The organism is Mesorhizobium sp. PL10 (assembly GCF_053714315.1).
The window spans coordinates 1-22,833 of sequence record NZ_JBSKBR010000038.1 but is presented as its reverse complement, the minus strand read 5'-3'; the positions used below and the strand labels follow the sequence as shown (position 1 = coordinate 22,833).

General features: G+C 62.1%; 17 protein-coding genes, 1 tRNA gene and 2 pseudogenes. 18 read left to right on the top strand and 2 right to left on the bottom strand.

Annotation, left to right across the window (positions count from 1 at the left end; translation table 11 throughout):
- The first annotated feature begins 226 nt into the window (after window positions 1-226).
- The 14 genes and pseudogenes from ACWGTO_RS30305 (at window position 227) to ACWGTO_RS30240 (ending at window position 17,831) form a co-directional block, all read left to right on the top strand.
- Window positions 227-1,864: a hypothetical protein gene (locus ACWGTO_RS30305; protein WP_454578436.1), complete on the top strand. Its 1,638-nt coding sequence runs from the start codon at window positions 227-229 to the stop codon at window positions 1,862-1,864.
- Window positions 1,861-1,951 (top strand): annotated as a pseudogene (locus ACWGTO_RS30300) (EF-Tu C-terminal domain-related protein); the annotation flags it as partial. The gene ACWGTO_RS30305 and the pseudogene ACWGTO_RS30300, both read left to right, overlap by 4 nt.
- Before the next feature lie 199 nt (window positions 1,952-2,150).
- Entirely contained in the window at window positions 2,151-3,842 is a 1,692-nt protein-coding gene (locus ACWGTO_RS30295; RefSeq protein ID WP_454578435.1) for a hypothetical protein, read from the top strand.
- Between the two features lie 91 nt (window positions 3,843-3,933).
- Window positions 3,934-4,416 carry a group II truncated hemoglobin gene (locus ACWGTO_RS30290; RefSeq protein WP_454578434.1) on the top strand — a complete coding sequence of 161 codons (483 nt, stop codon included), beginning with the start codon at window positions 3,934-3,936 and terminating at the stop codon, window positions 4,414-4,416.
- A 158-nt stretch (window positions 4,417-4,574) separates the two neighbouring features.
- Window positions 4,575-4,650, top strand: a tRNA-Trp gene (locus ACWGTO_RS30285).
- A gap of 366 nt (window positions 4,651-5,016) precedes the next feature.
- On the top strand, window positions 5,017-5,220 hold the full coding sequence (gene secE, locus ACWGTO_RS30280; RefSeq protein ID WP_023667439.1) for a preprotein translocase subunit SecE: 204 nt from the start codon (window positions 5,017-5,019) through the stop codon (window positions 5,218-5,220).
- Between the two features lie 27 nt (window positions 5,221-5,247).
- The gene (nusG, locus tag ACWGTO_RS30275) at window positions 5,248-5,775 is read left to right on the top strand and encodes a transcription termination/antitermination protein NusG (RefSeq protein WP_006333333.1); all 528 of its coding nucleotides are present in this window, start codon (window positions 5,248-5,250) and stop codon (window positions 5,773-5,775) included.
- A gap of 148 nt (window positions 5,776-5,923) precedes the next feature.
- Window positions 5,924-6,352, top strand: coding sequence for a 50S ribosomal protein L11 (rplK, locus tag ACWGTO_RS30270; protein WP_112566731.1), 429 nt, complete (start codon window positions 5,924-5,926; stop codon window positions 6,350-6,352).
- 4 nt (window positions 6,353-6,356) lie between these two features.
- The gene (rplA, locus tag ACWGTO_RS30265; protein WP_112566728.1) at window positions 6,357-7,055 is read left to right on the top strand and encodes a 50S ribosomal protein L1; all 699 of its coding nucleotides are present in this window, start codon (window positions 6,357-6,359) and stop codon (window positions 7,053-7,055) included.
- Between the two features lie 376 nt (window positions 7,056-7,431).
- Window positions 7,432-7,950, top strand: coding sequence for a 50S ribosomal protein L10 (gene rplJ / locus ACWGTO_RS30260; RefSeq protein ID WP_023667437.1), 519 nt, complete (start codon window positions 7,432-7,434; stop codon window positions 7,948-7,950).
- 54 nt (window positions 7,951-8,004) lie between these two features.
- Window positions 8,005-8,382 (top strand): 50S ribosomal protein L7/L12, encoded by a 378-nt coding sequence (gene rplL / locus ACWGTO_RS30255; RefSeq protein WP_142864855.1) that lies wholly within the window; start codon window positions 8,005-8,007, stop codon window positions 8,380-8,382.
- Window positions 8,383-8,624: 242 nt separating this feature from the next.
- Entirely contained in the window at window positions 8,625-12,761 is a 4,137-nt protein-coding gene (gene rpoB / locus ACWGTO_RS30250) for a DNA-directed RNA polymerase subunit beta (RefSeq protein ID WP_454578433.1), read from the top strand.
- A 129-nt stretch (window positions 12,762-12,890) separates the two neighbouring features.
- Window positions 12,891-17,087: a DNA-directed RNA polymerase subunit beta' gene (rpoC, locus tag ACWGTO_RS30245; RefSeq protein ID WP_454578432.1), complete on the top strand. Its 4,197-nt coding sequence runs from the start codon at window positions 12,891-12,893 to the stop codon at window positions 17,085-17,087.
- A 78-nt stretch (window positions 17,088-17,165) separates the two neighbouring features.
- On the top strand, window positions 17,166-17,831 hold the full coding sequence (locus tag ACWGTO_RS30240) for an O-methyltransferase (protein ID WP_454578431.1): 666 nt from the start codon (window positions 17,166-17,168) through the stop codon (window positions 17,829-17,831).
- Window positions 17,832-17,879: 48 nt separating this feature from the next.
- Here ACWGTO_RS30240 and ACWGTO_RS30235 read toward each other — a convergent pair whose 3' ends face one another.
- Entirely contained in the window at window positions 17,880-18,815 is a 936-nt protein-coding gene (locus ACWGTO_RS30235; RefSeq protein ID WP_454578430.1) for a Gfo/Idh/MocA family protein, read from the bottom strand.
- 95 nt (window positions 18,816-18,910) lie between these two features.
- Window positions 18,911-19,192 (bottom strand): transcriptional regulator, encoded by a 282-nt coding sequence (locus ACWGTO_RS30230; protein WP_454578429.1) that lies wholly within the window; start codon window positions 19,190-19,192, stop codon window positions 18,911-18,913.
- Window positions 19,193-19,686: 494 nt separating this feature from the next.
- Here ACWGTO_RS30230 and rpsL point away from each other — a divergent pair, with 494 nt between their 5' ends.
- The 4 genes and pseudogenes from rpsL to ACWGTO_RS30210 all read left to right on the top strand — a co-directional run.
- A complete protein-coding gene (rpsL, locus tag ACWGTO_RS30225) occupies window positions 19,687-20,058 on the top strand; it encodes a 30S ribosomal protein S12 (RefSeq protein ID WP_006333356.1) in 372 nt (123 codons plus the stop codon).
- A 58-nt stretch (window positions 20,059-20,116) separates the two neighbouring features.
- Window positions 20,117-20,587, top strand: a complete 471-nt coding sequence (rpsG, locus tag ACWGTO_RS30220; RefSeq protein ID WP_008875664.1) for a 30S ribosomal protein S7 — start codon at window positions 20,117-20,119, stop codon at window positions 20,585-20,587.
- 30 nt (window positions 20,588-20,617) lie between these two features.
- Window positions 20,618-22,708, top strand: coding sequence for an elongation factor G (gene fusA / locus ACWGTO_RS30215; protein ID WP_454578428.1), 2,091 nt, complete (start codon window positions 20,618-20,620; stop codon window positions 22,706-22,708).
- Window positions 22,709-22,772: 64 nt separating this feature from the next.
- Window positions 22,773-22,833, top strand: a pseudogene (locus ACWGTO_RS30210) (GTP-binding protein); the annotation flags it as partial.

Below are 22,833 nucleotides of genomic sequence, written 5' to 3'. Positions count from 1 at the left end.
TGCGCTTCGCCATCCGTGAAGGCGGCCGCACCGTCGGTGCCGGCATCGTCGTCACCATCAAGGAATAATCGAGCCCGGCATCCGCCGGACCGACAAGGAAAGGGCGGCTCAAGGGCCGCCCTTTTTCGTTGGCTCACGGCCGGATGTGCCTGCTTTGGTGTCCCAATCTCTGTTGCAAGTCTCTGTGCCTATACTACTATAGTTTGCCATTGAAGGGCTTGGTCGTATGGTTCCACGGCACCGTTTTCAGGTTTGGGCGTGCCGGGCACTGGGGCTGATCTGCCTGGTGTCGTTGCTTGCCATGGGCAGTAGTGCCGCCTTCGCGGGCGAGATGAAGAATTCCGAGCTTGACCCGGATTCGCCGATGCGCTTCGTCGTCGTGCGCAGCAACGCGCCGGGTTGCGAGCCGACCTGTCCGGAATGGATATCGGCCGAGGGGGCGATAACGGCCAAGTCGCCGGCATTGCTCAAGGCCGCCCTGAAAACACTTGGCCGCCGCAAATTGCCGATCGTCGTCAACTCTCCCGGCGGCGATGTCGATGCGGCCATCGCCATGGGCCGCATGATACGCAAGAACAAGCTCGACATCGCGGTCGGCCGGACGTGGTTTGTCGGCTGCGAGCCGGGGGCGAAAAACTGCAAGGAAAACGACGCCAGAGGCTCGCACTATATCGGCAACCCCTATGTGCTCGGCAGCTATTGCGCGTCCGCTTGCCCGATGATGCTGGCCGGCGGCACCAGTCGCCTGGTCGGGCCGCTGGCCTTTCTCGGCGTCCATCAGATCACGACCACGGTCGTGCAAATGAACGTGCAATATGAAGTCCGCTATCGCATCGTGAAAGGCAAGAAGCGGGTCATCAGCAAGAAGGTCGTCAGCCGCAAGAACGCCGGCAGCTACAAGACCTACGATATGAGCAAGAAGGTGGAGCGCAAGCTGGCCACCTATTTCAAGGAGATGGGTGTCGACCTCAGCGTGCTCGAAACGATGAAGAGCACACCGGCCAGCGACATCCAGCAGATCGACCTCAGCGACATGCTGGCGATGAAGCTGGTCACCAGCGTCGACGCCGTGGATTTGCTGACCAGCGCAAGCCTGTGCACGCTGGACCTTCCGGCTCCGAATTGCCGGGAAATACCGGCGAACAAGCCAGCCGGCGGCCTGCCGGCCGTGGCCAAGGCGGCGCCGCTGCCGGTGAAGCCGGAGAACGCGCAGCACGATGACGCCATGCGCTTTGTCGTTGTTCGCGGCAGCAATCCGCTCTGCAACCCCGATTGCCCGGAGTGGATTGCGGCGCAAGGCGCGATTACGCCTCAGACGCCGCAGAAGCTCAGCCAATTGCTTGCCACACTTGGCAACCGGCGGCTGCCGGTGGTGATCAGCTCGCGAGGCGGTGACCTATCCGGCGCCCTGGCGGCCGGCCGGATCATCCATGAAAAGAAGCTCGACGTTGCCGTTGCCCGGACCGATTTCGTCGGCTGCGACCCGGCAGAGTGGAACTGCCTGGCCAAGGACGGCGCCTATGCCGGACTGAGCGTCGACGGGGAAGGCGACTGCGATTCGGCCTGCGCGCTCATGCTGGCGGGTGGCGCCAGACGGCTTGTCGGTCCCCAGGCGCGGCTCAGCCTTTATCTGATGGGGCAGAAACAGACGGTCAAAGCCTATCTCGACGAGATGGCCATAAGTCCGGCCCTGTTCACGGCGCTTCAGGGCAATCCGGTCGAGCGTCAGCTCGAACCTGACATGATGCTGAAGGTCGGGCTGACGACCGGGCGCCAGTCGGTGGATGCACTGACGGGTTCCAGCATCTGCAAGTCAGAGCCGAAACCTGAGAATTGTCGCGTGGTAGCGTCGTCCAACGGCTGATCGCACCGGTTGCCACGGGAAGAGAAGTTATGCTTCGCCATCCGCGAAGGCGGTCGCACCGTCGGCGCCGGACCCATCAAAGAATAATCGGCGCTGACACTTCACCGGAGACGGCAAGGAGAGCCGACGGCCGACGCCTTTCGTTTCTAACGCTCCGCTGGACAAGTATTGCACGGCTTGTTCCGAAGCTATTGCAAGTACCATTCCCGTAACTATTATAGGAGGCTCAAGGGGGCTTGTGCCAAGCGTGGTTTGGGGACGCCGTTCAGATAGTCTGGCGAAGTGGATGCGCGGGCTGGTTCGGCTGGCGCTGGCGCTTGCAATGGCGACGGGTGCCTTCGCCGCGAAGGCCGAGGATGTTCTGCCGGCATGGACCAATCCGATCGTGGTGTCAGACTACGTTCCGGAGATGAGGTTTGTCGTCGCGCGCAGCAGCGTTCCTGGCTGTGAGCCCAACTGCCCGGAATGGATATCGGCAGACGGCCCTATTGCAGCCGGCACGCCAGCTCTGCTCAAGCAAACCCTGAAGAAGCTCGGCGGCCGCAAACTGCCGATCATCGTCAATTCCCCCGGTGGCAATGTCGACGCTGCAATCCAGCTCGGCCGGATAATCCGCAAGAACAAGCTCGACATCGCAATCGGCAAGACCGAGTTTTCCGATTGCTGGCCCGGGACGGAGGGTTGTGGGGCCAGTTATGGCAAAGGCACGGCTTTCTTCGGCATCGCGTCTGACGGTGGCGCCATGTGCAACTCCGCTTGTCCGCTGATGTTTGCCGGAGGTGTCCGCCGCGTCGCCGGTGGCTGGGCCTATCTGGGTGTTCACCAGATCACCACCACATGGTTCCCCTCCACAACGCACTATCGGACCACCTATCGCGTCAAGCGGGGCAAAAAATATCGGGTCACCACGCAAACCGTCACGCAAGGCGAAAGCTACAAAACCTATAAGATGAGCAAGGGGTTTGCGCGCAAGATCTCGGCCTATCTCAAGGAGATGGGGGTCGGACAGGGCGTGCTCGACCTGATGAAGGCGACGCCGGCCAGCGACATCAGGCAGATCGACCTCCACGATATGCTGGCGATGAAACTTGCCACCAGCACGGACACTCAGGAGCTGTTTACCAAAGCAGCTCTGTGCATGTTCGACCCGCCGGCTCCCAACTGCAGGGAAATACCGGGAAACAAGCCAGCCGGCGGACAAACGCCCGCGGCCAAGCCTGCCGTGGTGGCTGCGATCCAGGCAAAGACCGGCCCCCCACTTTCTCAGCCGGCCAAGGCTCCAGCTCCCAAGCCCTTGCAGGCAGCGCCAGGGAATTCGACGCCAGATATGCGCTTCGTTGTCGTTCGCGGCAGAGACTCGCTCTGCAATCCCGATTGCCCGGAATGGATCTCGGCGGAAGGCGCGATGACGCCTCAGACCCCGCAAAAGTTGCGCCAGTTGCTCGACACCCTTGGCAACCGGCGGCTGCCGGTGGTGATCAGCTCACAGGGGGGCAGCCTTTTCAGCGCTCTGGCCGCGGGAAGGCTTATCCATGAACGGAAGCTCGACGTCGCCGTCGCCCGCACCACTATCGTCGGCTGTGACCCGCCCGAGGCAGGTTGCTTGGCCGATAACGGTGCCTATGTCGGGCTGATTAGCGATTTTGGAGTGGAGTGCGATTCGGCCTGCGCGCTCATGCTCGCCGCCGGCGCCAAAAGGCTGGTCGATCCCAAGGCGAGACTCAGCATGTCCTCGAGGGGACAGACGCAGTTGGTTAAAGCCTACCTGGAGGAGATGGAGATGGACCCAGCTCTGTTCGCCGCGATAGGCTCAGTCGAGCGTCAGCTCGAGCCCGACATGATGCTCCAAGTCGGGCTGACGACCGGGCCGGAGTCGGTGGAGGCGCTAACCGGCCCCGCTATTTGCAAAACCTCGCCCAAGCCCGACAACTGTTTGCTTCCGCCGACCGCCAAGGCGGAGTCGCCCGCCAAACTATAGGCATCGCAGAAACTGGCCATCGAGGCAGGTTGAGCCATGCCCGATTTCTCCGTTATCGTCGTGGCAGGTGTCGCCCGGCGGAGGATCGAGAATGAGCCAGGATATCCCGACGCTTTACGAATGGGCCGGCGGCATCGAGGCGCTCGCCCGGCTGACGGAAACTTTTTACGACAAGGTGGCACGAGATTCGGTGGTCGGCCCGGTGTTCAAGCACATGTCGCCGGATCATCCCGCGCATGTCGCGGCCTTTATCGGTGAGGTTTTCGGTGGACCTAAGACCTATAGTGAAAAACATGGCGGCCATCGCGAGATGGTCATGCATCACCTCGGCAAGCATCTGAGCGAAGAACAGCGCCGCCGCTGGATCAGCCTGCTTGCGGATGCCGCCGACGCGGTCGGGCTGCCGGACGATCCTGAATTCCGTTCCGCCTTCATGGGTTATATCGAGTGGGGATCGCGGCTGGCCAAGATGAACTCCACCCTCGGCGAGACATGCGACCCACAGACCGAACCGATGCCGGCCTGGGGCTGGGGTGTACCTGGCGGGTCGTACAAGCCGCCAGCCGGGGATTAGCGCCGGCAAGCCACTTCGAGCGGCGGAAAGTCACGATGGAGAGGCAGGGGCTGGCCGTCACCTATCCGGATTTCCGGCGAAGGACATGAAAGCGCGTCAGACCACTCTTTACAGCGCGCCCGGAAGCTTTTAGGAAGCGCCTGCGCCGAAACGCGCATACGGGCATAGCTCAGTTGGTAGAGCGGCGGTCTCCAAAACCGCAGGTCGTAGGTTCGAGCCCTGCTGCCCGTGCCATTTTCTCAAATGGCGATTCACGAACGAACTCGGTCCTGTGCCCCGCATTGAAAATGCCAGGTGGCTTGCCATATTAGGGAAACTGAGGCATAAGGCCCCGATAGCCGGGACGGGACGACTGGATGGTTCCGAGGCGGCGTTTAGTCATAAAGCGGACACTTGCCACTTGCGTGGATCAAGAATCGGTTTTATGTAGACACAACAGACACGCGACGCGTGGAGCTGGGAAGCCGGCTTTACGCGTCCGATTTGCATGGGCGAAATGGTTGCGCTGATTCGGCGCCGACTTGAAACCCAGGCGGCACGTCCCGGCCAGCGGGATCATCCAGGAGACCCGGCCAACGGGTCTTGAAGACAGAGCGGCATATGGCTTCGAAAACCACAAATCCTTTCGTCTTTCTCCAGCAGGTCCGCGCGGAGACCGCCAAGGTGACTTGGCCGTCGCGCCGGGAGACGATGATCTCGACGGTGATGGTGCTCGTGTTTGCGGTCATCGCGATGATCTTTTTCTTCACCGCCGACGTGGCCATGGGCTACGCGATCGAGCGGTTACTGAGCCTCGGACATTAAGTTCGGCGATTACGGAGAAGTCTTGAAATGACCGCGCGGTGGTACATCGTCCACGCCTATTCGAACTTTGAAAAAAAGGTCGCCGAGGACATTGAGAACAAGGCCAAGCAGAAGGGCCTGTCCGCCGATATCGAGCAGATCGTGGTGCCGACCGAGAAGGTCGTCGAGATCCGCCGCGGTCGCAAGGTCGATGCCGAGCGCAAGTTCTTTCCGGGCTATGTGCTGTTGAAGGCCAATCTGACCGACGCGGTGTTCTCGCTGGTCAAGAACACGCCGAAGGTCACCGGTTTTCTCGGTGACTCCAAGCCGGTGCCGATCACCGAGGCGGAAGCGCAGCGCATCCTGAACCAGGTCCAGGAAGGCGTCGAGCGGCCCAAGCCCTCGGTCACCTTCGAGATCGGCGAGGCGATCCGCGTTTCGGACGGTCCGTTCGCGTCGTTCAACGGTTTCGTCCAGGAAGTGGACGAGGAGCGGGCGCGGCTCAAGGTGGAAGTTTCGATCTTCGGGCGCGCCGTGCCTGTCGATCTGGAATTCGGGCAGGTCGAAAAGGGCTGATCCGAAAACCCCGCGCCGGTTCGCCGGCGCGGCCAGAACGGGTGGGAGGCGAATGTGGCTTTAGCCGGCCGCGCGAACCGCACCACCAGACTGCAACCGCCGGCGTTCCCCGATAGTGGGGCCGGCATGAGACAAAGGCAGGAAAGAGATGGCTAAGAAAATTGCAGGCCAGCTCAAGCTCCAGGTTGCCGCGGGCTCGGCTACGCCGTCGCCCCCGATCGGCCCGGCACTTGGTCAGCGCGGCATCAACATCATGGAATTCTGCAAGGCGTTCAACGCGCAGACCCAGGAAATGGAAAAGGGATCGCCGATTCCGGTCGTCATCACCTACTACCAGGACAAGTCGTTCACCTTCGTCATGAAGACGCCGCCGGTGAGCTACTTCCTGAAGAAGGCTGCGAACCTGAAGTCGGGCTCCAAGGAGCCGGGCAAGGTCAAGGTCGGCACGATCGGCCGCGACAAGGTGCGCGCCATCGCCGAGCAGAAGATGAAGGATCTGAACGCAAACGACGTCGAAGCGGCCATGCGCATGGTCGAGGGCTCCGCCCGCTCGATGGGTCTGGAAGTGGTGGGCTGAGATCATGGCAAAACTTGCAAAGCGTGTATCGAAGACCCGCGAAGGCATCGATCCCAACAAGGCTTATGCCCTGGGTGAAGCGCTGAAGCTGCTCAAGGACCGTTCGACGGTGAAGTTCGACGAGACCATCGAAGTCGCCATGAACCTCGGCGTCGACCCGCGTCACGCCGACCAGATGGTCCGCGGCGTGGTCAACCTGCCGAACGGCACCGGCCGTTCGGTCCGCGTGGCCGTGTTCGCACGTGGCGACAAGGCCGAGGAAGCCAAAGCCGCCGGCGCCGACATCGTCGGTGCCGAGGATCTGGTCGAGATCGTCCAGAAGGGCACGATCGACTTCGATCGCTGCATCGCCACGCCGGACATGATGCCGCTGGTCGGCCGTCTGGGGAAGGTGCTCGGCCCGCGCGGCATGATGCCGAACCCGAAGGTCGGCACCGTCACCACGGACGTCGCCGCCGCCGTCAAGGCATCGAAGGGCGGCGCTGTCGAGTTCCGCGTCGAGAAGGCCGGCATCGTCCAGGCCGGCGTCGGCAAGGTCTCGTTCGACGTCAAGGCACTGGAAGAAAACATCCGCGCCTTCGCCGATGCCGTGACCAAGGCGAAGCCGGCTGGCGCCAAGGGCAACTACGTCAAGAAGGTGTCGGTCACCTCGACGATGGGCCCGGGCCTCAAGCTCGACGTCTCGACGCTCGCAGCGTCCTGATACGAACATTTGGATCGGCCGCTAAAGCGCTGATCCGCAAGTGAATTCCGGGCCTCCGACCTGTCGGCGGCCCGGTACCGGAAACCGAGAGGTTTCCGGACATCCTGTCCGAGATTGCAGGCGGCCCAGAAGCCTTAATTCAATTGGGCCTGCATGAGACGGGTGAAGACCTGACAACGGAGCGACAAGCTCCAATGAAAGGTTCGAACCGTGTTTGCCTTTTGTCTGCGCATCGCCGGCTTGACCGTCGATGTGGCGAAAGGGGGCAGGATCCTCGAGCGTCGTTCGGGAGATCCGTTACTGGATGGCCCGGCCGGCAAAAAGGCAACCCGACGCCTGTCCTTTCATAAGGGCAGGGGTCAACTGGAGATAGGCAGTGGACAGAGCGGAAAAACGCGAACTCGTCACGGGCCTGAATGGTGCTTTTGCAGGCGCTGGTTCAGTCGTCGTGGCCCACTACGCCGGTATCACCGTCGCGCAAATGAACGACCTTCGGTCGAAAATGCGCGCTGCCGGTGGCACCGTCAAAGTCGCGAAGAACCGTCTCGCCAAAATCGCTCTTCAGGGCACGGACTCCGCATCGATCATCGACCTGTTCAAGGGACAGACGCTGATCGCTTATTCGGAGGATCCGATTGCGGCGCCGAAGGTCGCGTCCGATTTCGCCAAGGGAAATGACAAGTTGGTCATTCTCGGCGGCGCAATGGGCACCACCTCGCTCAACGCCGACGGTGTGAAGGCACTCGCCACACTTCCGTCGCTCGATGAGCTGCGCGCCAGGCTGGTTGGCATGATCGCCACGCCGGCTACCCGGATCGCCCAGATCGTCAATGCGCCAGCGGCTTCGGTCGCGCGCGTCATCGGCGCTTACGCCCGGAAGGACGAGGCGGCATGAGGCCGTTCCTCGCTATCACAAACACACGTTCGAACCTGATGAAGGAATACAACAATGGCTGATCTGGCAAAGATCGTAGACGACCTTTCGAAGCTGACCGTCCTCGAGGCGGCCGAGCTGTCGAAGCTTCTTGAAGAAAAGTGGGGCGTTTCGGCTGCTGCTCCGGTGGCGGTTGCCGCTGCTGGCGGCGCTGCCGCTGCTGCTGCTCCGGCCGAGGAAAAGACGGAATTCGACGTCGTCCTCACCGAGGCAGGCGCTCAGAAGATCAACGTCATCAAGGAAGTCCGCGCCATCACCGGCCTGGGCCTCAAGGAAGCCAAGGATCTGGTCGAAGCAGCTCCGAAGCCGGTCAAGGAAGGCGTTTCCAAGGCTGACGCTGAGAAGTTCAAGGCCCAGCTGGAAGCAGCCGGCGCCAAGGTCGACCTGAAGTAAGCGTAAAAGCGGCGGGCGGCCTCGCGCCGTCCGCCACTCCCTTCACGGAAGGGAGGATGCGTAGCGCGAGATGTACGGGAACCTCTTTCCTGAGGGCCGAAACCGGCCTTCAGGAAACGGGTTTTCTCCCGTTTTACCGGCAGCCTGCCGGAAAAACAGACAGAGAGCCGCTGCCCAGGCGGCTCAGTATGCAAGGCGAGCCGCGGCGAGGCTCGTCCCGAGTTTAGAGCTAAGGAGCGACGATGGCCCAGACCCAGACTTTCAATGGCCGCAGACGCGTACGCAAGTTCTTCGGAAAGATCCCGGAAGTTGCGGAGATGCCGAACCTGATCGAGGTTCAAAAGGCATCCTATGACCAGTTCCTGATGGTGGACGAGCCCAAGGGCGGCCGTCCGGACGAAGGACTGCAGGCTGTTTTCAAGTCGGTCTTCCCGATCTCCGATTTCTCCGGCTCCTCGATGCTGGAGTTCGTGAAGTACGAGTTCGAAGGACCGAAATTCGACGTTGACGAATGCCGTCAGCGCGACCTGACCTATGCCGCGCCGCTGAAGGTGACGCTGCGCCTCATCGTGTTCGATATCGACGAGGATACCGGGGCCAAGTCGATCAAGGACATCAAGGAGCAGGACGTCTACATGGGCGACATGCCGCTCATGACCTTGAACGGCACCTTCATCGTCAACGGCACCGAGCGCGTCATCGTCTCGCAGATGCACCGTTCGCCGGGCGTCTTCTTCGACCACGACAAGGGCAAGTCGCACTCGTCGGGCAAGCTTTTGTTTGCCGCGCGCGTCATCCCGTATCGGGGTTCGTGGCTCGACATCGAGTTCGATTCCAAGGACGTCGTGCACGCCCGCATCGACCGCCGCCGCAAGATCCCGGTGACGTCGCTGTTGATGGCGCTTGGCATGGACGGCGAAGAGATCCTGTCGACCTTCTACAACAAGATCACCTACAAGCGCGCCGGCGATCATTGGCGCATTCCGTTCAACGTGGAACGTTTCCGCGGCCTCAAGGCTGTCGGCGACCTGGTCGATGCCGACACCGGCGAGATCGTCGTCGAGCAGGGCAAGAAGATCACCGCCCGCCAGGCAAGGGCGCTTGGCGAAAAGGGTCTGAAGGCGATCAAGGCGACCGACGAGGATCTGCTCGGCAATTACCTGGCCGAAGACATCGTCAATTACGGCACCGGCGAGATCTTCCTCGAAGCCGGCGACGAGATTGACGAGAAGACGCTGAAGGTGCTGCTCGGCACCGGCGAGCAGGAGATCAAGGTTCTCGACATCGACCACGTCAATGTCGGCGCCTATATCCGCAACACGCTCAACGTCGACAAGAACGAGAGCCGCCAGGACGCGCTGTTCGACATCTATCGTGTCATGCGCCCGGGCGAGCCGCCGACGCTGGAAACCGCCGAAGCCATGTTCAACTCGCTGTTCTTCGACAGCGAGCGCTACGATCTGTCGGCCGTCGGTCGCGTCAAGATGAACATGCGCCTTGAGCTCAAGGCCGAGGACACCGTGCGTGTGCTGCGCAAGGACGACATCCTGGCCGTGGTCAAGACGCTGGTCGAACTGCGCGACGGCAAGGGCGAGATCGATGACATCGACAATCTCGGCAACCGCCGCGTGCGTTCTGTCGGCGAGCTGATGGAGAACCAGTACCGCGTCGGTCTGCTGCGCATGGAGCGCGCGATCAAGGAGCGTATGTCCTCGATCGAGATCGATACGGTGATGCCGCAGGACCTGATCAACGCCAAGCCGGCGGCTGCCGCCGTGCGCGAGTTCTTCGGTTCCTCGCAGCTGTCGCAGTTCATGGATCAGACCAACCCGCTGTCGGAGATCACCCACAAGCGCCGCCTGTCGGCGCTTGGACCGGGCGGTCTTACCCGCGAGCGCGCCGGCTTCGAGGTGCGCGACGTGCACCCGACGCATTACGGCCGCATCTGCCCGATCGAGACGCCGGAAGGCCCGAATATCGGTCTGATCAACTCGCTGGCGACCTTCGCGCGCGTCAACAAGTACGGCTTCATCGAGAGCCCGTACCGCAAGATCGTCAACGGCAAGCTGACCAATGAGGTCGTCTATCTCTCCGCTATGGAAGAGTCCAAGCACCATGTTGCGCAGGCCAATGCCGAGCTCGACAAGAATGGTGGTTTCGTCGACGAATTCGTCATTTGCCGCAGCGCCGGCGAAGTGATGATGGCGCCGCGCGAAAACGTCGATCTGATGGACGTGTCGCCCAAGCAGATGGTGTCTGTGGCCGCAGCGCTCATCCCGTTCCTCGAGAACGACGACGCCAACCGCGCGCTGATGGGCTCCAACATGCAGCGTCAGGCCGTGCCGCTGGTTCGTGCCGAAGCGCCGTTCGTCGGCACCGGCATGGAGCCGGTCGTCGCCCGTGACTCGGGCGCCGCCATCGGTGCCCGCCGCGGCGGCATCGTCGACCAGGTGGACGCGACGCGTATCGTCATCCGCGCCACGGAAGATCTCGATCCCGGCAAGTCGGGCGTCGACATCTACCGGCTGATGAAGTTCCAGCGTTCGAACCAGAACACCTGCATCAATCAGCGTCCGCTGGTGCGCATGGGTGACCGCGTCAACAAGGGCGACATCATTGCCGACGGTCCGTCGACCGAGCTCGGCGATCTGGCGCTCGGCCGCAACGTGCTGGTCGCGTTCATGCCGTGGAATGGCTACAACTACGAGGACTCGATCCTGCTCTCCGAGCGCATCGTGGCCGACGACGTCTTCACCTCGATCCACATCGAGGAGTTCGAGGTCATGGCCCGCGACACCAAGCTCGGACCGGAGGAAATCACGCGCGACATTCCGAACGTTTCGGAAGAAGCGCTGAAGAACCTCGACGAAGCCGGCATCGTCTATATCGGCGCGGAAGTGCAGCCGGGCGACATCCTGGTCGGCAAGATCACGCCGAAGGGCGAAAGCCCGATGACGCCGGAAGAAAAGCTCCTGCGCGCCATCTTCGGTGAAAAGGCGTCCGACGTTCGCGACACCTCGATGCGCATGCCTCCGGGCACCTTCGGCACCGTCGTCGAAGTGCGCGTGTTCAACCGCCACGGCGTCGAGAAGGACGAGCGCGCCATGGCGATCGAACGCGAGGAGATCGAACGCCTCGCCAAGGACCGCGACGACGAGCAGGCGATCCTCGACCGCAACGTCTATTCGCGTCTTTCCGACGTTCTCGTTGGCAAGGAAGCGATTGCCGGGCCGAAGGGCTTCAAGAAGGGCTCGAAGCTGTCGAAGGACACGCTGGATGAGTATCCGCGTTCGCAGTGGTGGCAGTTTGCGGTGGAGAACGAAAAGCTCCAGAGCGAACTGGAAGCCTTGCGTGGCCAGTACGACGACTCCAAGAAGGCGCTCGAGCAGCGCTTCATGGACAAGGTCGAGAAGGTCCAGCGCGGCGACGAAATGCCTCCGGGCGTCATGAAGATGGTCAAGGTCTTCGTGGCTGTGAAGCGCAAGATGCAGCCGGGCGACAAGATGGCCGGCCGTCACGGCAACAAGGGTGTCGTGTCCCGCATCGTTCCGGTCGAGGACATGCCTTTCCTCGAGGACGGCACGCATGCCGATATCGTGCTCAACCCGCTGGGTGTGCCGAGCCGTATGAATGTCGGCCAGATCCTGGAAACGCACCTGGGCTGGGCATGCGCGGGCATGGGCAAGAAGATCGGCGAGCTGATTGAAGCCTACAAGGCGGGTGGCGACATCAAGCCGCTGCGCAAGACGCTGGAAAGCTTCATTCCGGCCAACGACCGCAACGAGCCGGTCCGCGAGTATGACGACGAGAGTATCGTTCGCCTCAGCGAGCAGATGCGCCGCGGCGTCTCCATCGCGACGCCGGTGTTCGACGGCGCGCATGAGGTCGACATCAACGTCATGCTGGAACAGGCGGGCCTGCACACCAGCGGTCAGTCGCAACTCTATGACGGACGCACCGGCGAGCCGTTCGATCGCAAGGTGACGATGGGCTATATCTATATGCTCAAGCTTCACCACCTGGTGGACGACAAGATCCACGCGCGTTCGATCGGTCCGTACTCGCTCGTCACCCAGCAGCCGCTGGGCGGCAAGGCGCAGTTCGGTGGCCAGCGCTTCGGCGAAATGGAGGTCTGGGCGCTGGAAGCCTACGGCGCCGCCTACACGCTGCAGGAAATGCTGACGGTGAAGTCGGACGATGTTGCCGGCCGCACCAAGGTCTACGAGGCGATCGTGCGCGGCGATGACACGTTCGAAGCCGGCATTCCGGAGAGCTTCAACGTGCTCGTCAAGGAAATGCGGTCTCTCGGCCTCAATGTCGAATTGGAGAACACCAAGCTCGACGACAACCCTGTCCGGTTGCCTGACGCAGCCGAGTAAGGCAACGGCGCGCCGCGGAAAGCCGCGGCGCGCCTATCGAATTCTACGGCCGGTGGGCCGACCACTCAGCGGGCATTTGGCCCGCGTTAGATGCAAGGGGTTTTCGAGGACCCCGAAAAGGAGAACGGCATGAACCAAGAGGTCATGAATCTCTTCAATCCGCAGGCGCCGGCGCAGGTGTTCGATTCCATCCGGATATCGCTCGCCAGCCCTGAGAAGATTCTGTCCTGGTCGTTCGGCGAGATCAAGAAGCCGGAGACCATCAACTACCGCACCTTCAAGCCGGAGCGTGACGGTCTGTTCTGCGCGCGCATTTTTGGCCCGATCAAGGACTACGAATGCCTGTGCGGCAAGTACAAGCGCATGAAGTACAAGGGCGTCATCTGCGAGAAGTGCGGCGTCGAAGTCACGCTGTCGCGCGTTCGCCGCGAGCGCATGGGCCATATCGAGCTGGCAGCACCTGTCGCTCACATCTGGTTCCTGAAGTCGCTGCCGTCGCGCATCGGCACGCTGCTCGACATGACGCTGAAGGACATCGAGCGCGTCCTCTACTTCGAGAACTACATCGTCACCGAGCCTGGCCTCACCGCGCTGAAGGAGCACCAGCTGCTCAGCGAGGAAGAGTACATGATCGCCGTCGACGAGTATGGCGAGGACTCTTTCACCGCCATGATCGGCGCCGAGGCCATTCATGACCTTCTGGCCGGCATGGACCTGGAGAAGATCGCCGGCGACCTGCGTTCGGAACTGGCTTCGACCACGTCCGAGCTGAAGCAGAAGAAGTATCTGAAGCGGCTCAAGGTGGTCGAGAACTTCATGGAATCCGGCAACCGTCCGGAATGGATGATCATGAAGGTGGTTCCGGTGATCCCGCCGGACCTGCGCCCGCTGGTTCCGCTGGACGGCGGCCGCTTCGCCACGTCCGACCTGAACGATCTCTATCGCCGCGTCATCAACCGCAACAACCGCCTGAAGCGGCTGATCGAGCTGCGCGCCCCCGGCATCATCGTGCGCAATGAAAAGCGCATGCTGCAGGAAGCCGTAGACGCTCTGTTCGACAACGGCCGCCGCGGCCGCGTCATCACCGGCGCCAACAAGCGTCCGCTGAAGTCGCTGTCCGACATGTTGAAGGGCAAGCAGGGCCGGTTCCGCCAGAACCTGCTCGGCAAGCGCGTCGACTATTCGGGCCGTTCGGTCATCGTCACCGGTCCGGAGCTCAAGCTGCACCAGTGCGGCCTGCCGAAGAAGATGGCGCTCGAACTGTTCAAGCCCTTCATCTATGCCCGCCTCGACGCCAAGGGGTTCTCCTCGACCGTCAAGCAGGCCAAGAAGCTGGTCGAGAAGGAGCGTCCGGAAGTCTGGGATATCCTCGACGAGGTCATCCGCGAGCATCCGGTGCTCCTGAACCGCGCGCCGACGCTGCACCGCCTGGGCATCCAGGCGTTCGAGCCGATCCTGATCGAAGGCAAGGCGATCCAGCTGCATCCGCTGGTCTGCACGGCCTTCAACGCCGACTTCGACGGCGATCAGATGGCCGTTCACGTGCCGCTGTCGCTCGAGGCTCAGCTTGAAGCCCGCGTGCTGATGATGTCGACCAACAACATCCTGCATCCGGCTTCCGGCGCGCCGATCATCGTGCCGTCGCAGGACATGGTTCTGGGTCTCTACTATCTTTCGATCGTCAACCAGAACGAGCCGGGCGAAGGCATGGTGTTTGCCGACATGGGCGAGCTCCAGCATGCGCTCGAGACCAAGGCCGTTACCCTGCACGCCAAGATCAAGGGTCGCTTCCGTTCGGTCGACGCCGAAGGCAAGGTCGTGTCGAAGATCTACGACACCACGCCTGGCCGCATGATCATCGGCGAACTGCTGCCGAAGAACGTCAATGTGCCTTACGAGACCGCCAACCAGGAGATGACCAAGAAGAACATCTCCAAGATGATCGACACCGTCTACCGCCATTGCGGTCAGAAGGAGACGGTCATTTTCTGCGACCGCATCATGGCACTCGGCTTCGGTCATGCCTGCCGCGCCGGCATTTCGTTCGGCAAGGACGACATGCTGATCCCGGACGCCAAGATCAAGCTGGTCTCCGACACCGAGGCTTTGGCCAAGGAATACGAGCAGCAGTACAATGACGGTCTGATCACGCAGGGCGAGAAGTACAACAAGGTCGTCGATGCCTGGGCCAAGTGCTCGGAAAAGGTCGCCGACGAAATGATGGCCCGCATCAAGGCCGTGGAGTTCGAGGACAATGGCCGCCAGAAGCCGATGAACTCGATCTACATGATGTCGCATTCGGGTGCGCGCGGTTCGCCCACCCAGATGCGCCAGCTCGCCGGCATGCGCGGCCTGATGGCCAAGCCGTCGGGTGAAATCATCGAGACGCCGATCATCTCGAACTTCAAGGAAGGCCTAACCGTGCTCGAGTACTTCAACTCGACCCACGGCGCCCGCAAGGGTCTGGCCGACACCGCCTTGAAGACGGCGAACTCGGGTTACCTCACCCGTCGTCTGGTCGACGTGGCGCAGGACTGCATCGTCAACTCCGTGGATTGCGGCACCGACAAGGGCCTCACCATGCAGCCGATCGTCGATGCCGGTCAGGTCGTCGCTTCGGTCGGCCAGCGCGTGCTGGGCCGTACGTCGCTCGACGACATCACGCACCCGGTTTCGGGCGAAGTTCTGGTCAAGGCCGGAACGCTGATGGACGAGCGCGACGTGGAGCAGATCGAAAAGGCCGGCGTGCAGTCGGTCCGCATCCGTTCGGCGCTGACGTGCGAAGTCAGGGTCGGCGTCTGCGCGGTCTGCTACGGACGCGATCTGGCCCGCGGCACCCCGGTCAACCAGGGCGAAGCCGTCGGCGTCATCGCGGCGCAGTCGATCGGCGAGCCGGGCACCCAGCTCACCATGCGTACCTTCCACATGGGCGGTACGGCGCAGGTGGTGGACTCCTCGTTCCTTGAAGCCTCGTATGAGGGCAAGGTCGAGATCCGCAACCGCAACGTGGTGCGCAACTCGGACGGCCAGCAGATGGTCATGGGCCGCAACATGGCGGTGCTGATCCTCGACGAAGCCGGCAAGGAACGCGCCACGCACCGCGTTACCTATGGTTCGCGTATCTTCGTGGACGATGGCGACAAGGTGAAGCGCGGCCAGCGTATCGCCGAGTGGGATCCCTATACCCGCCCGGTCCTCACCGAAATCGAGGGCAAGGTGGCGTACGAGGATCTGGTCGACGGTATTTCCGTTCAGGAAACGGCCGACGAATCGACCGGCATCACCAAGCGCGAGGTCATCGACTGGCGTTCGACGCCGCGCGGCAACGACCTCAAGCCGGCGATTGCCATCCTGGATGGCAAGGGCAAGGTCGGCAAGCTGTCGAAGGGCGGCGATGCCCGCTTCCTGCTCTCGGTCGAGGCCATTCTCTCGGTCGAGCCGGGTTCGCAGGTTCGCCCCGGCGACGTGCTGGCGCGTATCCCGATGGAAAGCGCCAAGACCAAGGACATCACCGGCGGTCTGCCGCGTGTTGCCGAATTGTTCGAGGCACGCCGTCCGAAGGATCACGCCATCATCGCCGAGATCGATGGCACGATCCGCTTCGGCCGCGACTACAAGAACAAGCGCCGCATCATCATCGAGCCGCATGACTCGACGCTTGAGCCGGTCGAATACCTGATCCCGAAGGGCAAGCCGTTCCATCTCCAGGACGGCGACGTCATCGAGAAGGGCGACTACATCCTCGACGGCAATCCGGCGCCGCACGACATCTTGGCGATCAAGGGCGTGGAAGCGCTTGCTTCCTACCTCGTGAACGAAATCCAGGAAGTCTACCGCCTGCAGGGCGTGTCGATCAACGACAAGCACATCGAGGTGATCGTTCGCCAGATGCTGCAGAAGGTCGAGATCACCACGCAGGGCGACTCGACCTACATTCCGGGCGACCACGTCGACGTGATCGAACTGGAAGAGGTCAACGAGCGCCTGATCGAGGACGGCAAGAAGCCGGCCGAAGGCCAGCCGGTGCTGCTCGGCATCACCAAGGCCTCGCTGCAGACGCCGTCCTTCATCTCGGCCGCCTCCTTCCAGGAGACGACCAGGGTGCTGACGGAAGCTGCGGTCGCCGGCAAGACTGACATGCTGCAGGGCCTGAAGGAAAACGTCATCGTCGGCCGGCTGATCCCGGCCGGTACGGGCGGCACGATGAGCCAGATCCGGCGCATCGCCACCTCGCGCGACGAACTGATCATCGACGAGCGCCGCAAGGCCTCCGGTGTCGAAGTCGCCGACCCGATGCTGACCGACATGGTCAACGCCGCGCAGTAAGCGCGGTGGACGAGAAAAGGAAAAGGGGCCCAAGCGGCCCCTTTTCGCGTTTTTGGCCTTACGAACAAGGGAAGCATCATGAGCAACAAGACCTGGACGGCCGTCGACGACTACATCGTCTCGTCTCTTTTCGAAGCAGATCCCGTGCTCGACGCGGTGATCGCAACCAATCGCAAACAGGGCCTGCCGGCCATCGACGTCTCTGCCGCGCAGGGCAAGCTGCTTTCGCTTCTTGTGCGCATCCGCGGCGCGAAGCGGGTGCTGGAGATCGGCACGCTCGGTGGCTACTCGACCATCTGGATGGCAAGGGGATTGCCGGCCGACGGCAAGGTAGTCACGCTCGAGCTCGACCCGCACCACGCAAAGGTTGCGCGCTCGAATTTCGAGCGGGCAGGGATGTCGGACAAGGTCGACCTGCGGACCGGGCCGGCGCTGCAAACACTTGAGACGCTGGAGAGCGAAAATGCCGGGCCGTTCGACCTGATCTTCATCGACGCCGACAAGCCGAACAATCCGAACTATCTCAGCTGGGCGATGCGCCTGTCACGGCCAGGCACGGCCATCATCTGCGACAACGTCGTCCGAGACGGTACGGTGCTCAACGACGATGGCCGTGACGCCTATGTCGAAGGCGCACGCGCCGCATTTTCCTTTATCGGCGGCGAGAAGCGCCTCACCGGCACCGCCATCCAGACCGTCGGCGCCAAGGGCTATGACGGTTTTGCCATTGCGATCGTCGAGTGAAGGTTATGCTACGAGCGGCCGGACTGCGGTCCGGCCGAGCTTCACCGCTCAGTCGAAGAACGCCTCCACCACATTGCGCTTGCCGAGCATGAAGGCGTCGGCGACGTGTTGCAGGGGCGCCAGGTCGACATCGGAGATGCCGGCGCGCACGATCTCGGCGAAGCGGCGGTAGAGCTCAGGATATTCGGCCTCCGGCTCGTCATGAACCACCTTGCCGTCGACGGCGAGCCTGGTGCCGCCGCCGGAGAGCACCATCTTGCCCTTGTCCGTATCGGCCAGGATGTCCCAGCTCTGCGGCCCGGTCTGCAGCCAGTCAAGCTCCATGGTTACCGGCAACCCATCGGAGGTGCGGAAATTGACATGGGCCGCGACCGGCGACGCCCGGTTTTCGGGAAAGTCGAGGACGGCCGAGGTGATGAACATCGCCGGCAGGATGTGGGTGACAATCGACAGGGCGTTGATGCCGGGATCGAAGACGCCGAAGCCGCCCGGCGCCCAGATCCAGTCCTGGTTCGGGTGCCAGCGGCGGACATCCTCCTTCCAGACGATTGCGGCCGAGCTGATTTTGGCTGAGCTCAGAAAAGTCCGCGCGGCCTCGACCGCCGGCGCGTAGCGCGAATGCCAGCTGGCGAACAGCGTCACCCCATTGGCCTCTGCCAGCCGCTTCAGGTCCTCGACCTCGCTCACGGTGGCGCCCGGCGGCTTCTCCAGGAAGACATGCTTTTTCGCGATCAGCGCGGTGCGCGCCGCGTCGTAACGATACTGCGGCGGCATGCACAGCGACACGGCCTCGAGTTCCGGCGCTGCGTCGAGCATCGCCTCAATGGTCGGGAAGTTCGGGATATCGTCGACCTTGCCGTGCCGGCTGGCGGCGGCGATCAGGCGGTAATTCCCATCCTTGGCCACTGCCGGCAAATGCTGGTCGCGCACGATCTTGCCCACACCGACGATGCCGAGCTTGATGGGGTCTTTCGTCGAGGGCATGGTAACTCCGCTGATTGGGTATTTGTCGGACTTTTAGCAGAGAAGCCGTGCCGGGCAAGTGACGCGGAGCGCGAAGAAAAAGGTCGCGGTCGTGATCAGAGCGGAACCTCGAAGGTCACGATCGACACTTCGCCTTCAAGCGCGCCCTGGAAGGCCGACAGATGCGGCTCATCGTCAGGCTCGCCCTCCATGTCGCCGATCTGGTCGAGCTCGGCTTCGGCATAGCCTTCGGCGGCGAGCGATTCGAGAGCGCGGCGCACGGCCGAATCGTCGTCGGGCGCGACCAGCATCACATGGACGCCTTCCGGCTTGCCGCCCTTCTTTTTCCAGACGCGGCCGGTGATGATGGTGACCGGGCGTTCGTCGTTGTCGTTCACGGGCTGATTCCTCTTGGATCGGGGGCGGGCGAGGGGATTTGCGCTGTCCATGGCGCCTTTTGCCACGAAGCCCCGGCGCGGGACAGCCAAAAGCCGGTCACTTTCTTGCCTGCAAGGTTACTTTCTTCCTTGCTCTTGCAAAATGGCGAAAGAAAATTACATGCGATTTTCGCATGGCTGCCACGTCCTGTTTGGCGCGCAATATTTGGCGCTCCGGGGTTGACGGTTCACGGTGTTGCGAGTAGAAGCCGCCCAGTCAGAACCGATGTGAGGCTCTCCCTTCCGAAGCGACACGCTTTGGAGTTTGCCTCAAACAGGGTTCGTTTTACGAGCGAAAAGACATTTCCGGCGCGCATGAAGCGGTTTCCGCTTCCTCTGCATTTTGTTCGGGCAGGACCGCGAGGCGCGGTTTATGGCCCGAATTTGCGTATGGGATTGACGCTTTGAGCGGCCCTGACCGGGCGAGACACGGAATTGAGAGACAAGAGGGTTTAATGCCTACCGTCAACCAGCTGATCCGCAAGCCGCGCATTGCGCCGGTGAAGCGCAACAAGGTCCCGGCCATGCAGCAGAACCCGCAGAAGCGGGGCGTCTGCACGCGCGTCTATACAACGACGCCGAAGAAGCCGAACTCGGCACTGCGCAAGGTGGCCAAGATTCGCCTGACCAACGGCTTTGAAGTGATCGGCTACATCCCCGGCGAAGGTCACAACCTTCAGGAACACTCCGTGGTCATGATCCGCGGCGGCCGCGTCAAGGATCTTCCGGGCGTGCGCTACCACATCATCCGCGGCGTGCTCGACACGCAGGGCGTGAAGAACCGCAAGCAGCGCCGTTCGAAGTACGGCGCCAAGCGTCCGAAGTAAGATTTTCCGGCCTTCGCGCTTTTGCTGCGCAAGGCTACGAGATTGAGAGACAAAAGCCATGTCGCGTCGTCACAGTGCAGAAAAGCGTGAGATCAATCCGGACCCGAAGTTCGGCGATCTGATCGTCACCAAGTTCATGAACGCCGTCATGTATGACGGCAAGAAGTCGGTTGCCGAGACCATCGTCTACGGCGCGCTCGACCAGGTTCAGTCGAAGACCAAGCAGGAGCCGGTCACCGTCTTCCATCAGGCGCTCGACAATGTCGCGCCGCATGTGGAGGTCCGGTCGCGCCGCGTCGGCGGCGCCACCTACCAGGTTCCGGTCGACGTGCGCCCCGAGCGCCGCCAGGCCCTGGCGATCCGCTGGCTGATTGCAGCTGCGCGCAACCGCAACGAGACCACGATGGTCGATCGCCTCTCCGGCGAGCTGATGGACGCGGCCAACAACCGCGGCACGGCCGTGAAGAAGCGCGAAGACACCCACAAGATGGCTGAAGCCAACCGCGCTTTCGCGCACTACCGCTGGTAAAGCGCGAACGAGACTGAGAAGGCACCCACGATGGCCCGCGAATATAAAATCGAAGACTACCGCAATTTCGGTATCATGGCGCATATTGACGCCGGCAAGACGACGACCACCGAGCGCGTCCTCTATTACACGGGCAAGTCGCACAAGATCGGCGAAGTGCACGACGGCGCTGCCACCATGGACTGGATGGAGCAGGAGCAGGAACGCGGCATCACCATCACGTCCGCTGCCACCACGACCTTCTGGAAGGGTCGTGACGGCAAGATGCACCGCTTCAACATCATCGACACTCCCGGACACGTCGACTTCACCATCGAAGTCGAGCGTTCGCTGCGCGTGCTCGACGGCGCCATCGCGCTGCTCGACGCAAATGCCGGTGTCGAGCCGCAGACCGAGACTGTCTGGCGCCAGGCCGACAAGTATCGCGTTCCGCGCATGATCTTCTGCAACAAGATGGACAAGATTGGCGCCGACTTCTACCGTTCGGTCGAAATGATCGGCTCGCGCCTCGGTGCGCAGGCTGTCGTCATGCAGCTGCCGATCGGCGCCGAGACCGAGTTCAAGGGTGTCGTCGACCTCGTCGAGATGAACGCGCTGGTCTGGCGCGACGAGACGCTGGGCGCTGCCTGGGACGTCGTCGAGATCCCGGCCGACCTCAAGGCTCGCGCCGAAGAATACCGCGAGAAGATGATCGAAGCCGCCGTCGAAATGGACGAGACGGCGCTCGAGAATTACCTCGAAGGCAAGATGCCGTCGAATGACGAGATCCGTTCGCTGATCCGCAAGGGCACGATCGCGGTCAAGTTCTACCCGATGTTCTGCGGCTCGGCCTTCAAGAACAAGGGCGTGCAGCCGCTGCTCGACGCCGTCGTCGAATATCTGCCGTCGCCGGCCGATGTTCCCGCCATCAAGGGCGTCGACGCCAAGACCGACGCCGAGATCGAGCGTCACGCCGACGACAACGAGCCGCTGTCGATGCTCGCCTTCAAGATCATGAACGACCCGTTCGTCGGTTCGCTGACCTTTGCCCGTATCTATTCGGGCAAGCTGACCAAGGGCGTCTCGCTGGACAACACCGTGAAGGGCAAGAAAGAGCGCATCGGCCGCATGCTGCAGATGCATGCGAATTCGCGCGCCGACGTCGAAGAGGCATTTGCCGGCGACATCGTTGCCCTGGCCGGCCTCAAGGACACCACCACCGGCGATACGCTCAGCGATCCGCTGCACCCGGTCATCCTCGAGCGCATGGAATTCCCCGATCCGGTCATCCAGATCGCCATCGAACCGAAGACCAAGAACGACCAGGAGAAGATGGGCCTGGCCCTTCACCGCCTGGCCGCCGAGGATCCGTCCTTCCGCGTCAAGACCGACGAGGAATCGGGCCAGACCATCATTTCGGGCATGGGTGAACTTCACCTCGACATCATCGTCGACCGCATGCGTCGCGAGTTCAAGGTAGAGGCCAATGTCGGCGCCCCGCAGGTGGCTTACCGCGAGACGATCACGCGCAAGCACGAGCAGGACTACACCCACAAGAAGCAGACCGGCGGTACGGGCCAGTTCGCCCGCGTCAAGATCATCTTCGAGCCGAATCCGGAAAGCTCAGAGTTCGAGTTCGAATCCAAGATCGTCGGCGGTGCGGTTCCGAAGGAATACATCCCGGGTGTCGAAAAGGGCATCAACAGCGTCATGACGTCTGGCCCGTTTGCCGGCTTCCCGATGATCGGCGTCAAGGCGTCGCTCATCGACGGCGCTTACCACGATGTCGACTCCTCGGTGCTCGCGTTCGAAATCGCCGGCCGCGCCTGCTTCCGTGAAGCTGCGCCCAAGCTTGGCGTGCAGTTGCTCGAGCCGATCATGAAGGTCGAAGTCGTGACGCCGGAAGACTATGTCGGCAGCGTCATCGGCGACCTGAACGGCCGTCGCGGCCAGATCCAGGGCCAGGAAGCGCGCGGCGTGGCTGTCGTCATCAATGCGATGGTGCCTCTGGCCAACATGTTCAAGTACGTCGACAACCTGCGCTCGATGAGCCAGGGCCGTGCGGCCTACACGATGCAGTTCGATCACTACGAGCCTGTGCCGACCGCGGTCGCCCAGGAAGTCCAGAAGAAATACGCGTAACCTGAACGGGTTGCATCGGTAACTTAATTCAAGGCCCGTACGGGCAGCAGATTGGAGACATCACATGGCAAAAGGTAAATTCGAGCGCACTAAGCCTCATGTGAACATCGGCACGATTGGTCACG

Excerpts from the sequence above, each read along its gene's own strand:
- ACWGTO_RS30305 (WP_454578436.1), top strand. The coding sequence starts at position 227 with ATGGTTCCACGGCACCGTTTTCAGGTTTGGGCGTGCCGGGCACTGGGG.
- ACWGTO_RS30295 (WP_454578435.1), top strand. The coding sequence starts at position 2,151 with ATGCGCGGGCTGGTTCGGCTGGCGCTGGCGCTTGCAATGGCGACGGGT.
- ACWGTO_RS30290 (WP_454578434.1), top strand. The coding sequence starts at position 3,934 with ATGAGCCAGGATATCCCGACGCTTTACGAATGGGCCGGCGGCATCGAG.
- secE (WP_023667439.1), top strand. The coding sequence starts at position 5,017 with ATGGCTTCGAAAACCACAAATCCTTTCGTCTTTCTCCAGCAGGTCCGC.
- nusG (WP_006333333.1), top strand. The coding sequence starts at position 5,248 with ATGACCGCGCGGTGGTACATCGTCCACGCCTATTCGAACTTTGAAAAA.
- rplK (WP_112566731.1), top strand. The coding sequence starts at position 5,924 with ATGGCTAAGAAAATTGCAGGCCAGCTCAAGCTCCAGGTTGCCGCGGGC.
- rplA (WP_112566728.1), top strand. The coding sequence starts at position 6,357 with ATGGCAAAACTTGCAAAGCGTGTATCGAAGACCCGCGAAGGCATCGAT.
- rplL (WP_142864855.1), top strand. The coding sequence starts at position 8,005 with ATGGCTGATCTGGCAAAGATCGTAGACGACCTTTCGAAGCTGACCGTC.
- rpoB (WP_454578433.1), top strand. The coding sequence starts at position 8,625 with ATGGCCCAGACCCAGACTTTCAATGGCCGCAGACGCGTACGCAAGTTC.
- rpoC (WP_454578432.1), top strand. The coding sequence starts at position 12,891 with ATGAACCAAGAGGTCATGAATCTCTTCAATCCGCAGGCGCCGGCGCAG.
- ACWGTO_RS30240 (WP_454578431.1), top strand. The coding sequence starts at position 17,166 with ATGAGCAACAAGACCTGGACGGCCGTCGACGACTACATCGTCTCGTCT.
- ACWGTO_RS30235 (WP_454578430.1), bottom strand. The coding sequence starts at position 18,815 with ATGCCCTCGACGAAAGACCCCATCAAGCTCGGCATCGTCGGTGTGGGC.
- rpsL (WP_006333356.1), top strand. The coding sequence starts at position 19,687 with ATGCCTACCGTCAACCAGCTGATCCGCAAGCCGCGCATTGCGCCGGTG.
- rpsG (WP_008875664.1), top strand. The coding sequence starts at position 20,117 with ATGTCGCGTCGTCACAGTGCAGAAAAGCGTGAGATCAATCCGGACCCG.
- fusA (WP_454578428.1), top strand. The coding sequence starts at position 20,618 with ATGGCCCGCGAATATAAAATCGAAGACTACCGCAATTTCGGTATCATG.